The 11,960-nt window shown below is 70.6% G+C and carries 11 protein-coding genes and 1 tRNA gene; 5 read left to right on the forward strand and 7 right to left on the reverse strand.

What is annotated here, in order from left to right; all coding sequences use genetic code 11:
- Positions 1–145: 145 nt before the first annotated feature.
- Positions 146–1,156, reverse strand: coding sequence for a helix-turn-helix transcriptional regulator (locus tag ET445_RS04400; RefSeq protein ID WP_129189194.1), 1,011 nt, complete (start codon positions 1,154–1,156; stop codon positions 146–148).
- 78 nt (positions 1,157–1,234) lie between these two features.
- On the opposite strand from ET445_RS04400, the gene ykgO reads away from it, so the two are divergent.
- Complete coding sequence (gene ykgO, locus ET445_RS04405; RefSeq protein WP_129189196.1) at positions 1,235–1,357, forward strand: type B 50S ribosomal protein L36; 123 nt, start codon at positions 1,235–1,237, stop codon at positions 1,355–1,357.
- Between the two features lie 128 nt (positions 1,358–1,485).
- On the opposite strand, the gene ET445_RS04410 is transcribed toward ykgO, so the two are convergent.
- The 3 genes from ET445_RS04410 to ET445_RS04420 all read right to left on the reverse strand — a co-directional run bounded on the left by ET445_RS04410 (position 1,486) and on the right by ET445_RS04420 (position 5,596).
- The gene (locus tag ET445_RS04410) at positions 1,486–2,631 is read right to left on the reverse strand and encodes a GTP pyrophosphokinase (protein WP_165314291.1); all 1,146 of its coding nucleotides are present in this window, start codon (positions 2,629–2,631) and stop codon (positions 1,486–1,488) included.
- A gap of 54 nt (positions 2,632–2,685) precedes the next feature.
- A tRNA-Gly gene (locus ET445_RS04415) sits at positions 2,686–2,759 on the reverse strand.
- Positions 2,760–2,881: 122 nt separating this feature from the next.
- Complete coding sequence (locus ET445_RS04420; RefSeq protein ID WP_129189198.1) at positions 2,882–5,596, reverse strand: ATP-binding protein; 2,715 nt, start codon at positions 5,594–5,596, stop codon at positions 2,882–2,884.
- Between the two features lie 147 nt (positions 5,597–5,743).
- Between ET445_RS04420 and ET445_RS04425 the strand changes: the two genes are divergently transcribed.
- Both ET445_RS04425 and dcd read left to right on the forward strand, forming a co-directional pair.
- Positions 5,744–6,733, forward strand: coding sequence for an alpha/beta hydrolase (locus ET445_RS04425; RefSeq protein WP_129189200.1), 990 nt, complete (start codon positions 5,744–5,746; stop codon positions 6,731–6,733).
- Positions 6,734–6,868: 135 nt separating this feature from the next.
- The gene (gene dcd, locus ET445_RS04430) at positions 6,869–7,474 is read left to right on the forward strand and encodes a dCTP deaminase (protein WP_129189202.1); all 606 of its coding nucleotides are present in this window, start codon (positions 6,869–6,871) and stop codon (positions 7,472–7,474) included.
- 42 nt (positions 7,475–7,516) lie between these two features.
- On the opposite strand, the gene ET445_RS04435 is transcribed toward dcd, so the two are convergent.
- Both ET445_RS04435 and ET445_RS04440 read right to left on the reverse strand, forming a co-directional pair.
- Positions 7,517–8,509: an FUSC family protein gene (locus ET445_RS04435; RefSeq protein WP_129189204.1), complete on the reverse strand. Its 993-nt coding sequence runs from the start codon at positions 8,507–8,509 to the stop codon at positions 7,517–7,519.
- Positions 8,485–9,435, reverse strand: coding sequence for an alpha/beta fold hydrolase (locus tag ET445_RS04440; RefSeq protein WP_129189206.1), 951 nt, complete (start codon positions 9,433–9,435; stop codon positions 8,485–8,487). Before ET445_RS04440 ends, ET445_RS04435 begins: the two co-directional genes overlap by 25 nt.
- Before the next feature lie 107 nt (positions 9,436–9,542).
- Between ET445_RS04440 and ET445_RS04445 the strand changes: the two genes are divergently transcribed.
- Both ET445_RS04445 and ET445_RS04450 read left to right on the forward strand, forming a co-directional pair.
- Entirely contained in the window at positions 9,543–10,211 is a 669-nt protein-coding gene (locus ET445_RS04445) for a TetR/AcrR family transcriptional regulator (protein ID WP_129189208.1), read from the forward strand.
- Between the two features lie 149 nt (positions 10,212–10,360).
- Positions 10,361–10,987 (forward strand): hypothetical protein, encoded by a 627-nt coding sequence (locus ET445_RS04450; RefSeq protein ID WP_129189210.1) that lies wholly within the window; start codon positions 10,361–10,363, stop codon positions 10,985–10,987.
- Positions 10,988–11,189: 202 nt separating this feature from the next.
- Here the strand turns inward: ET445_RS04450 and ET445_RS17550 are convergent, their stop codons facing one another.
- Positions 11,190–11,957, reverse strand: a complete 768-nt coding sequence (locus ET445_RS17550; protein WP_208008543.1) for a MarR family winged helix-turn-helix transcriptional regulator — start codon at positions 11,955–11,957, stop codon at positions 11,190–11,192.
- Between the last annotated feature and the right edge of the window lie 3 nt (positions 11,958–11,960).

Consider the following 11,960-nt stretch of genomic DNA (forward strand, 5'->3'; position numbering starts at 1 on the left):
CCCAGTGTGAGCGAGTGATTCCCGCATGTGGTGGCCGGAATCGGCCAACGGCCGGAGTCGGCCACGGCGCGAAACGAGACTGTTACGCCGCGACATCCGACCGTCGCATTCCGCCCCTGAGCAGAGCGCTCCGCCGCGTCGGAGGCTACAGCCAGCCGCGCCGCGCGGCTTCGACGCCCGCTTGGAACCGATTGCCGGCGCCGAGCTCGGCGAGGAGCTCCTGGCTCCGCCGGCGGAGCGTGCGCGCCGAGACGCCGAGTCGACGGGCGATCGCGTCGTCCTTCATGCCCACCGCCATAAGGGTCAGGATGGCGCGTTCCTCGGGCGTCGGCGGCCGCCCGGCCGCAGTCGCCAACGGCGCGGCGGATGTCGTGCCCGCGACCTGCTCGCGGGCACCGGGCAGTGGCACCGCGCGCGCCCAGTGGAATTCGAACAACTCGTGCAGGGCGGCGACGAGCGGCGGCGCGTGCGTGATGAGCGCCTCGATGCGACCGGGGTCGAGGCTCAGCGACACGAGCGCGGTCGACCCGTCGACGATCACGAGTTTGAGGGGCAGCTCGTCGGTGATGCGCGACTGCTCGCCCTGCTCGGCCAGGAGCTCGACCTCCTCCCACGTCGAGCCCTCGTCGAAGCTCTCGATCGTGTAGATCGAGCGCCAGTCCACACCGCGTGCGAGCACGGCCGCCTGGAACGGGTCGAACGAGGCTGACACGTACGGCGGGCGGTCGAACGCGAGGAACTCCTTCGTCGCCTGGTGCTCGAGTCGCGCATACCAGGCGGCGACCGTGTCGGGGTCGCTCAGGACGACGGTCTGCTGCGAGGCCGGATCCTCGGGCGTGCCCGCGTCGAAGTACTCGCCGAGCGACGGGATCGCCTCTCGGATGCGGAGTGCCTGGTCGCTCAGTCGGTCGACGACGGTCCGGAGCGCGTAGCGCGGGTCGACGGCGGCATACGTCGGGGACTCGCCTTCGAGACGTGAGACGAGCCCGAGCCCGCGGAGGTCTTCGAGCCTGCGGAACGCCGTCTCGTCGTCGGCCTGCAACTGCTCGGCGACCTCGTGCGCGGTCGCTCGTCCGTGCATGAGCACGTGCACGTAGGCACGCTCGGTCGACTCTTCGAATCCGGCGAGATCGAGGAGCGGGAGATCGTCCGCCATCCGGCCAGCGTAGTCAGCCGGGCATAGTGCGGGCCCACCCGGTGTTGATGAGAATAGTTCTCGACAATTGGAGTCATCATGCAGGTCCGCAACTCGATCAAGTCCATGAAGAACCAACCCGGATCGCAGGTCGTGCGCCGCCGCGGCCGGGTCTTCGTCATCAACCGCCTCAACCCCCGGTTCAAGACGCGGCAGGGTTAGGCGCGAGCGGCAAGCGGATGTCTCGGCGATGAAACCGGGGCATCCGCTTCGTATTCCAGCCGTCGCGCGCCTGTCTCGCGCCTGTCTCGCGGCCGCCTCTCGGCCGTCGCGCCGCCCGGAGGTGGGGATCAGTCGAGCCGGATCGGGCCGAACGCGGCATCCTCGAGCGAACCCGCCGGCGCGGCCAGACGTTGGTAGCGCGCGCGCACCTCGAGGGCCGATTCGTCCGGATGCTCGAACAGGTACGCGGCGACGGTCCGGTACTCGCCCAACCGGCCGGGAGGCACGCGACTCTCGAACAGGGAAGCGTCGGCGAGGAGGGCAGCGGCGAGGGCCGTCCAGTACGTGCCGATGCCCCGGAACGACTGCGCCCGACGGTTCGGTTCGGCGTCGGTCAACAGGATGCCGCGCTCGGTGCTCGCACACGCGATCGCAAGGCGCCGCCCCAGCTCGGAGTACTCGGCGAAGCCCGCCGCGAGCTCGTCGTACTGCCGCCATCCGGCAGCCCGCACGACGCTGCGGAGCTCTCGCCCGGCCCCCGTGACGGGCCCGAACGGCACGTCGAGCGCCGCCGTCAGCGATTGGTCGAGGCTGCGGGAGTCGCCGTCGTACTGGATGAATCGGACGATGTAGCCCTTCTCCCCGGCGCCGTCGCCCGGCGCACCGGCAGGAGCCGGACCCTCGACGCGGCCACGGATCTGGTCGAGGTTGGTGTCCGCCTGCTCGAGAAGCGCCGCCGACAGCGCGAAGAGCCGGTCGACGTCGCGTGGCAACTGCCGGGGCGACTTGTAGCGGAAGTCGTGCTCGAGCTCCGACCAGGTATCGGAGAGCGCCGTGCGCAACTGCACCTCGACCTCGAAGCGAGTCGGCGCGCCCGCATCGTCTGGAATGCTCCCCACGAACTGCACCGAACGGTAGCCGAAGGCATCGGGCGCGAGCAGCTCGCCCTTGTCGATCCACGAGTCGTCGTCGACGACGAGCGCCTCGCGCACGACGCGCTCCATGCCGGGCAGGTCGCCCTGGAAGTTCGCGATCACGCGCGCGCCGAGCAGGTCCCTCACCACACCGTCGGGTGCCCGTCGCACCTTCCGCTCGAACGAGTGCCGCGACTTCACGCGCGTGGTCACCTCGAAGTACTTGAACCCGGCCTCTTCGAGCCGACGCTCGAAGTCCGCCTGCACCTCGGCCCGCAGCGCCTCGTACCGGGGCAGCTCGCGGTCGTACCGCGCGAACTCCTCGGCGATGAGCGCATCGTTGCGCACCTGTTCGTCCACGAGGGTCAGGGTACCGGGACGGCGTGAAGACCGAGCGAGCGGCGATGATTCAGATGGAGCCGACGACGGGAATCGAACCCGCGCTATCTGCTTGGGAAGCAGAAGTTCTGCCATTGAACTACGTCGGCATGCGACATCCGAGGGATGCAGCGGTGACCATCCTAACAAGACGACCGCCGGATGCCGCTTTCGGCGGCGGGGGTCTCGATACGCTTCGCTACTCGACCACCGGCGCCGATCGGTTCGCGGCTCAGCGGACCATCGAGTGCAACTGGCCCCGCGAAGCGATCCCGAGCTTCGCGTAGACCCTGGCGAGGTGGGCGCCGACGGTCCGGTGGGACAGATACAGGCGCGCACCGATCTCCTTGTTGGTCAGGCCCTCGGCGGCCATCTGGGAGACTTGCAACTCCTGCGGCGTCAGGATCTCGGCGACGAACGGTTGCCGCTCGGGGCTCCGCTCGCCGGCGGCTCGGAGTTCTCGACGGGCGCGCTCGCCGAACGGTCTCGTGCCGAGAGCGTCGAACGTCTCGCGTGCGGACCGAAGGTACTCACGTGAGTCGGCGATCCTTCGCTGACGGCGAAGCCACTCGCCGTACGCGAGCTCGATGCGAGCCCGGGTGAACGGCCGGTGGGAGAAGTCGTTCGCCAATGCCGCGGAGAACCGTCCGTCAGTGTCGCCGTCCGAAGAGAGCAACGCCGCCGCAAGCCGGATCGAGTCGAGAAGCTCGTCGGAGGGCGCCAGCCTTGCGACTCGCTTCATCTCGGCGAGCACCGGCAGGGCGGAATCGGGTCGACCGCTGTGGTAGGCGGCATCGGCGATGTCGGTGAGGGTCTGATACTTGAGCGCGAGCTGGTGCGACTCCGAGGTCGGCTGATGGATGCGCAGAAGCCGCGAGAGCGCCTGTTCGTAGTCGCCTTCGCCGAGGGCCGCGATCGCTCTGGCGTGCTGCGCCGACGCGAGCACGTTGCGAGCGCCGACGGGGAGCGCGATTCGTTCCGCTTCGGCGGCGAACGACTCCACCTGGGAGAGGTTTCCCTGCAGGGCGGCGACTTTGGCCTGTGTCGCGAGCATGAGCGCGTGCAGGTAGGGCTGACCGGTCTCCTCGGCGAGTCTGCTGGATTCCTCCGCCACCGGCACCGCCACTTCGATCTGAGCCGTCTGGGCTGCCGCCCACGCCTGGGCCGCGAGCGCCCGCGCCAGGAGTTGCAGGCGCCCGTGCTCCCGGAGTCCCGAGATCGCCGCCGATGACTGGGTCACGGCGATGTCCAATCGACCGACGAGCGCCGCGACACTGCCGATGAGGCGGACCGACTCCGGATCGAGTGGTCGTCCATCCAGCAGACGCTCGATGCGCTCGACGACCGTTGCCGACCGCAGGACAGGGGCTGCATAGCCGAGGATGGCGACCAGCCGGGCGTCCAATGGGTCCACCGGCAGGCGTTCGGCGACCTCCACGATGCGGGCACGGGCGGCAGCCCCCGGCTCGGTCCAGAAACACCGCAGAGCCGCACTCCACAAGATCCGGATCGCGATGTCGGGATGTCCTTGCTGACCGACCGACTCTGCGAGGTTCGCGAGTCCTGCGGCGTCGAAGACCGGATCGCCCAGTCCGTCGTCGAAGGCGGCCCTGATCCACGCGAGCCGTGCACGCTGCTGGCCGTCCAGGTCGATGCGGGTGGCGGCCTCGGTCAGTCTCGTGACGAGCTCAGGGCGGCCCAGCTCCACCGCGGCATCGGCTGCGCCGAGGAGCCGGTCGGCACGCCGGTCGAGGGCGGGGCTCAGTTCGGCGGCACGTTCGAGCGCGCCGACCGCCGTTTCGACGTGGCCCAGCCGGCGCGCACGCATCGCTGTTCGATCGAGCGCCAGCGCAACGTCCTCGTCGAGTCCGCTCACCGCGGCCGCCAGGTGCCAGGTACGCCGATCCGAATCGGCGCTCAGAACGGATGCAAGCTCGCGGTGCAGCTCGCGGCGCCGTTCGTCGCTCAAACCTTGATAGATGGCGGAGCGCACGAGCGGGTGACGGAACTCCACCGACGACGGGGCCGACACCACCAGGTGGGCCGTCTCCGCCTGAAGGAGATCGGCGGACCCGATCTCGGTTCCGTGGACGTTGCTCGCGACGCGAAGGATCTCGGCGAGCTCCGTGGCGTCGTCGATCGCCGCGACCTCCAGCACCGTCCGGGTGCGGGCGGGCAAGGCCGCGACCCGGGCGGCGTACGCGTCCTCCAGCCGTCCGGTCAACGGGAGCCACGGACTGCCCAGAGGGAGCACGCCGCCCGAGGTCGCAGCCGATGGGAGCTCGATCAGTGCCAGCGGATTCCCCGCCGCTTCAGCAAGGACGCGGCGGCGCACCCACGCAGGAGGGGGGTTGGGAAGCTGATCGATCAGCGACTCCGCGAACTCGGCTTCCAGCGGGTTCAACGTCTGGGTCGGCAACTGCCCTTCCACGAGGCTGCAGCGAGCTCCCGCTCGCGCGGCCGCGAGCAGAACGATCGGTTCGGCCCCGATCCGCCTCGCGAGGAAGGCCAGCACCTCGTTCGTCTCCGAGTCGAGCCAGTGAGCGTCATCGGCGATCAGCACGACAGGTGCATCCTGAGCCGCCTCGGCGAGAACGTTGAGCAGCGCGAGGGCGACGATGTAACTCCTCGGTGCGTCCGGCTCCTCTGCGCTGATCGCCGCGGCAAGCGCGCGCCTCTGCGGCGACGGCAGGCCGTCGAGCCGATTCCGCATCGGCCGCAGGAGTCTCTGCAGCCCTGCGTAGGGGAGACGTCGTTCCGCCTCGACCCCCGCGGCGCTGAGCACCGTCAGCCCGGAACTTCGGCCGAGTTCGCCGATGTGGTCGAGGAGCGCTGTCTTTCCGACACCGGGCTCCCCGACCAGGACGAGGGCCGCGCCGCGGGTGCCGACGTTGCCGAGCATCCCCTCGAGCATGTCGATCTCCTGGCTCCGACCCACCAGTTCCACAGGCGCAGGCTATCCGTCGACCCAACGCGCCGCACCGTTCGTAGTGCGACCGTCCAGGTCAATGGATGGTCAGGTGACCGATGCCCGGCCCTGCAGGCCGAGCCTACGGTCGGTGGCATGTCATTCAGCAGAAACGGAGCCACTCTCATGAGCACTGGAACACCGATCCCCGACGCCGCGACGGATCCCCGCATCGACCCGGGCATCCGCCCCATGCTCGCCGAGCTCAACAAGGATCCCTCGCCGTTCTGGCTGCTTCCCGGCGACCAGGTGCGCGCGACCCTCGCCGGGTTGCAGGCCACCGCGCCCCGCGATCTCTCCGGGATCACGGTCGAGGAGAAGAACATCGAGGTCGACGGCGTCGACGTGATGATCTACATTCAACGCCCGGAAGGGGCGAGCGCCGCCCTGCCCGTCATCCTGTTCCTTCACGGCGGCGTGTGGATCGCCGGGGACTTCAACAACCACCAAGGCCTCAGCCGCGACCTGGTCGTCTCCACCGGCTACGCGGCGGTGTTCGTGGAGTACACGCCGATCCCCGACGCCATCTACCCCACTCAGCTGCACCAGTGCCTCGCGGCGCTCAAGTGGATCGGTCGCGAGGGGACGGACAACGGTCTCGACGCCACTCGCGTGGCGGTCGTCGGCAACAGCGTCGGCGGCGACCTCACCGCCGCACTGTCCCTCTACGTCAAGGATCACCCCGACGAGCACGCGCCGGACATCAAGACACAGGTGCTGCTCTTCCCGGCGCTCGACTCGAACGTCGACACCCAGTCGTACGAGGACTTCGCCGAAGGCAGATTCCTCGCCAAGGACTTCATGAAGTTCGGCTGGGACACCTACACGCCCACCGACGCGACCCGCAACGACATCTACGCGGCGCCGCTCAAGGCGAGCCTCGAACAGCTCAAGGGGCTCCCTCCCGCACTCATCCTCGTCGACGAGAACGACCCGTTGCGCGACGAGGGCATCGCCTACGGCCGCAGACTCCGAGAAGCCGGGGTCGCGGCGACGACGGTCGAGTACATCGGCCTCATCCACGACTGGATGCTCCTGAACCCGATCCAAGGGGTGCCGGGTGTCGAGGCGTCGTTCCGACAGGTCGCCGCGGAGCTCGAGCACCACCTGGGCTGAGGCGCATCCGGCTCGCAGGGGAAGGACCGCCGCTCGGTCCGTCCCCTGTCGGCGCCGGTGGTCTCGATACGCTTCGCTACTCGGCCACCGGGGCTTCGCTACTCGACCACCGGCCCGCTCGCTAGGCTGGCTGCCGTGCTGCTCTCCGACCGCGACATCCGTGCCGAGCTCGAGCTGGGGCGCATCGCCCTCGAACCGTCCGATCCGTCGATGCTCCAGCCGTCGAGCGTCGACGTGCGCCTCGACCGGTACTTCCGGCTGTTCGACAACCACAAGTACCCGTTCATCGACCCGGCCGAAGATCAGCCCGAGTTGACGCACCTCATCGAGGTGGCGCCCGACGAGGCGTTCGTGCTGCACCCGGGCGAGTTCGTGCTCGCGTCGACGTTCGAGGCGGTCACCCTCCCAGACGACGTTGCGGCGCGTCTCGAGGGCAAGAGCTCGCTCGGTCGGCTCGGCCTCCTCACGCACTCGACGGCGGGCTTCATCGACCCGGGCTTCACGGGGCATGTGACCCTCGAGCTGTCGAACGTCGCGACGCTGCCGATCAAACTGTGGCCGGGCATGAAGATCGGCCAGATGTGCTTCTTCCGGCTCTCGTCGCCGGCGGAGAAGCCCTATGGGTCGGCGGGCTACTCGAACCGCTATCAGGGGCAGCGCGGGCCGACGGCGTCGCGTTCGTTCCAGAACTTCCACCGCACCGACGTCGGCGTCACCGACGCGGGCGCGGCCGGCAACTGAGCCTCGGCGCCGGCTGCGACCGGGCGACCGGATGCCCCGGGGTCACTGCGCGATCGAGCGGTGACGCGCGCGGAGCGCGTGTCCGACCCGGGGAGCGATCCACGCCGCCGCGAACGCGAGGGCGACGCCCGCGAGGGTGAGCCCGACGCGTTCGGCGAACCAGTACGACGACGTGTGCTCGCCCGACAGTTCGAGGAGCGAGAGCACGATGATCGTCGAGAAGAAGGCGGTCACGTACCAGCGGCTTCCGGATGTCGCGGCCGCACCTGCGAGGGCCGCGACGGCGAGGAGCGCGAGCACCGGCCCCGACGGCTCGAACGCGGCGACGGCGCACGCGACGATTGCTCCCGCGACCACGGCGATGGAGCGGGCGAGCCCGCGTGAGTGAAGGAGCGCTTCGTCGGGTCGGCTCACGAGGAGCGCCGCCGTGACGCCCCACCCCGGGTGGTCGGCGCCGAGCGCGAATCCGAGTGCTGCGGCGACCGCCGCGGCGAGGCCGATCTGGACGCCGTAGCGGACCATCGCGGCGCGCTGCGCGAGGCGCCGCGGCGGTCGGGGCGCGTCGTCGTGGATCGAGGGCCACAACAGTGAGACGAGCCACGCATAGACCGAACCGGTGAGCAGGAGCAGCCCCGTCAACGCGCCGGAGGCGGGGCTCGAGACGGAGAGGCCCGCCCCGACGAGCGGCAAGCCGAGTGCGAGGTTCAGCGGTGCGAGGCGGCGGTGTGCGTCGGCGGAGGCGCCCGCGACGAGCACGCAGAGCGCGAAGATGACCGGAACCGCGACGATCGGCAGGGGTGCGAGCAGCGAGCCGACGAACATGGAGGCGCCCGCCACGAACCCGATGAGGATGATCCGCACGCGTTCGGCTCTCGGCCCGCGCATGCCGAGGATCGCCGCGGGGAGCACGCCGACCGCGAGGGGCAGCCCGACGCTCGGGTCGATCGCCGTGGCGATCGCGGCGGGCGCGCCGAAGACGATCCCGACCGCGAAGTTCCGCCACGACCAGGTCAGACCGGCGCCCCCCGATGCCATGAGTCAACTGTCCCACGGTCGCTTCGGCCGCGCGACGCATCGAGGGCGGCGAGCCCGCCGGTCGTGAACGCGGTGACGGCGTCGAGCGTCGCGTCGTTGGCGAGCACGCGCGAGTGGCCGGAGCCTTCGACGACGAGGAGGCGAGCGGCGTCGCCGTGCGCCGCGAGCAGCCGCTCGGCCTCGGCGAGGGGTATTTCCCGGTCGGAAGCGTCGTGGACGAGGAGGAGCGGCATGTCGTCGGGCAATGGGTGCGCGGCAGCGTCGAATCGCATCCAGAAGGATGCCTCGTCGCGGGCGCCGAACACGCGCCCCGCGAACCGCGACGCGAGCGACGAGGTCGCGGCCGGTGAGAGCCGCAACGCTCCGCCGAAGGCGTCGACGAGCATACGTGCGCGAGACACGCCTGCGATCGCGACGACGCCGCCCGCGGTGATGCCTTCACGTACGGCGGTCAGCGCGGCGAGGGCACCGAACGAGTGCCCGACGATCGCATGGAATCGTCCGTACCGCAGTTGCAGGGCGTCGATCGCGGCGAGCCAGTCGCGGAGGTCGGTGCGGCGCCCGGGGGAGTCGCCGTTGGCGGGCGCGTCGAACGCGACGACCCGGAACCCCTCGGCGCGGAGCTCGCGCACGATCGGGGCGAATTGAGCGGCGCGGCCGCGCCAGCCGTGGACGAGGAGCACGACGTCGGCGCCCGTGCCCCACTCGAAGACGGCGAGGTCGAGGCCGCGGACGCGGACGGTCGAGCGGCGGGCGCCTTCGTGGACGGCGCGTTCGCTCGGCCGTACCGGCAAGCGCGGGCCCGTCGCCCGGAAGAGCGGGAGCGCGAGGCGTGCGGCGAGCGCGGGTGAGACGCGGTCGGCGGCGCGGGCTGCGGCGACGACGGATGCCGCGGCGGTGCGAGCGGCGAAAGCGACGGGATGCATCGGGGCTCCGATCGAGGGTGCGAAGGACGCCGTGCCGAGGCATCCGAAGAATACATACGAACGTTCGTACAGTCACTATACGTACGATCGTGCGTAAAATCGAGGGCATGATCGACAACGGGACCGACGGGCGACGCGCACGCGGGGATGCCGCCCGCAGAGCCGTGCTCGCGCACGCCGTCGACCTCGCCTCGCTCGAAGGCCTCGACCAGCTCTCGATCGGGCGCATCGCGCTCGCCGCAGGGGTCGGAAAGTCGAACGTCGCGACGCTGTTCGGCAGCAAGGAGCGCCTCCAGCTCGCCGCCGTCGAGGCCGCCCGCGAGCGGTTCCTCGCGACCGTCATCGAACCCGCACGCGCGCAGCCCCGAGGCATCCGCCGTGTGCTCGCCCTCCTCGACCGCATGGTCGCCTACTCGCAGGACCGCGTCTTCCCCGGCGGCTGCTTCTTCTCGGTCGCGGCCGCCGACTTCCACGCGAAGCCCGGCGAGGTGCGCGACGCGATCGTGCTCGCACTCGACGAATGGCACGGGTACATCGCGGCTTCGGCACGATTCGGGGTCGCAGCGGGCGAACTCCCGTTCCTCGACGACCCGGCGCAGTTCGCCTTCGAAGTGCAGGGACTCTTCGAGTGGACGAACCAGCTCGCCCTCCTCCGCGACTCCGACGAACCCTACGAGCGAGCGCGACAGGCGTTCCGCGACCGCCTCGTCGCGGCCGGCGCCGAGCCCGCGCTCGCCGACCTCGTGCACACGCCGGGCGCGGCGCTGGCGGGCTAGCCGCGGACGCTAGACCCGGATGGGGGGTCTGGCATCAGGGCTGGCCCTGGTGTCTCGGGGCGAGCGGTCTGCCTACCGTGGCCTCAGCGGAAGACGAACACGATGCCGCGATCTCTGCTGCATCGCCGCAGCCTGGAGGGAGACCCTACATGACCATCCACGAAGACCCAGTGCGTGAGGCGGGCGCCGGCCCCGAGACATCCGCCGCCCTCGACCATGCCGTCGCACTCGAGGCATCCGTCGCATCCGAAGCGTTCGCCGCGACCGCCCTCGCCGAACTGCGCGACGCGAAGATCGCCGTGCCCACGAGAGGCGGCCGCCTCTCGCCCAGCCAGTGGCGCGACCTCCTGCGCGAACGCGAAAGCCGACCGTTCGACCTGCTGGACGCCCCGATCGTCGCGCTCAGCGCCCGCCGCCCGTGGGACCCGGCCGCGCGCCTCGACGTGTTCCAGCCGGGCCGTTGGGACACGACCTACGACCTCGTCTTCCTCGCCTCGGACTACGCCGAGAACAGCCGCTCGATCGGCTACGTCGACTTCGTCGCGCCCGCCGACGGCGTCTACCTCGTCGCCCTGCGCTTCAGCGGACACCAGACGAGCATGCGGCTGACCGGCCCGTGGGGGCTCGCGTCGACGTCGTCGGCGACGACGAGCGACCACCCCACCGTGACCGCGGTCTGGACCGGATCGCTCGGTTCGACGCTGCACTTCTCGTTCTCGCTCACGGGCGGCATCATGGGCTACCTCGAGGAGATCGCGATCCACCAGGTGTCGTGAGGGTGCCGCGCGTTTGCTCGACGGGCACGCGAAAGGGCGGCCGACGCTGGCTGCGCCGACCGCCCTGTCGCGGTGTTCGATCATCGCCGTCGGCCCGTCTGGAATTCAGGAGATCGAACGCTGTTCAGGAGAGAATCGGAGAATCGTCCTGAACAGCGCGCGAGATCCTGAGACGGATGCCTCGTGCTGAGCCGTGTTCGCGTCAGACGCGCGGCTCGGGGCGACCCGGGCGGCCGTGGCCGCGCCCGTGGCGACGCCCCTCGTGGACGTGCACGTGGACGTGCACCTCGGGGCCGGCGGCCGGGCCGAAGCCGGGGCGGAAGCCAGGGGCGAAGCCGGGGCCGAATCCCTTGCGGAACTCGCGGCCCGGGCGTGCCGGACGCTCGCCGCGTCGGCGCTCGCCGTCGGCGCAGCGCTCGTCGCGCCGGGGGCCGAAGCCCGCTCGGTCGAAGCGCGCCGGGCCGAAGCCGTCGTGGTCGTGCCCGCGGTGCGGATGGCCGTACCCGAAGCGGCGTCCGCCGCGGCGACCGCGGGGGAGCTTGGCGTTCTCGTCCCAGCCGAGCTCGCGCGCGATCTTCTCGAGCGTGGCGACGGTGGTCTGGAAGTCCTCGGGGCTCACGGCGCCGGCGACGCGGGCGCGGAGCGCCTGCACCTGGTCGAGCAACCGTTCGCGGGCCGTGCGGCCCTCGTCGGTGAGCGTCGGCGTGGGCGCCTCGGCATCGATCCAGCCGCGCTCGGCGAGGCGCTCGAGGATGCGGGGCTTGCGGGCGAGCCGCTCGGCGAGGCGCTCGTCGACGGCATCGCCGCCGAGCAGGTTGAGCAGGCGCCAGTCGCGGCGGGTGATGCCGTCGGAGGCGAAGAGGGCCTCCATCTCGGCGGAGAGCCGGCGGTCGACGGCCTTCAGCCAGAAGCCGAAGGGGCGGCGGTCGGTGGGGAACTGGACGTTCTCGTTCGTGTTCTCGGTGGTCATGGG

Origin of the sequence: Agromyces protaetiae (assembly GCF_004135405.1) — a bacterium.
Lineage (GTDB): Bacteria > Actinomycetota > Actinomycetes > Actinomycetales > Microbacteriaceae > Agromyces > Agromyces protaetiae.

What these genes read in the sequence shown, in the direction of transcription:
- ET445_RS04450 (WP_129189210.1), top strand. Translation starts at nt 10,361, where the DNA reads ATGACCATCCACGAAGACCCAGTGCGTGAGGCGGGCGCCGGCCCCGAG.
- ET445_RS04400 (WP_129189194.1), bottom strand. Translation starts at nt 1,156, where the DNA reads ATGGCGGACGATCTCCCGCTCCTCGATCTCGCCGGATTCGAAGAGTCG.
- ET445_RS17550 (WP_208008543.1), bottom strand. Translation starts at nt 11,957, where the DNA reads ATGACCACCGAGAACACGAACGAGAACGTCCAGTTCCCCACCGACCGC.
- ET445_RS04445 (WP_129189208.1), top strand. Translation starts at nt 9,543, where the DNA reads ATGATCGACAACGGGACCGACGGGCGACGCGCACGCGGGGATGCCGCC.
- ykgO (WP_129189196.1), top strand. Translation starts at nt 1,235, where the DNA reads ATGCAGGTCCGCAACTCGATCAAGTCCATGAAGAACCAACCCGGATCG.
- ET445_RS04440 (WP_129189206.1), bottom strand. Translation starts at nt 9,435, where the DNA reads ATGCATCCCGTCGCTTTCGCCGCTCGCACCGCCGCGGCATCCGTCGTC.
- ET445_RS04435 (WP_129189204.1), bottom strand. Translation starts at nt 8,509, where the DNA reads ATGGCATCGGGGGGCGCCGGTCTGACCTGGTCGTGGCGGAACTTCGCG.
- ET445_RS04425 (WP_129189200.1), top strand. Translation starts at nt 5,744, where the DNA reads ATGAGCACTGGAACACCGATCCCCGACGCCGCGACGGATCCCCGCATC.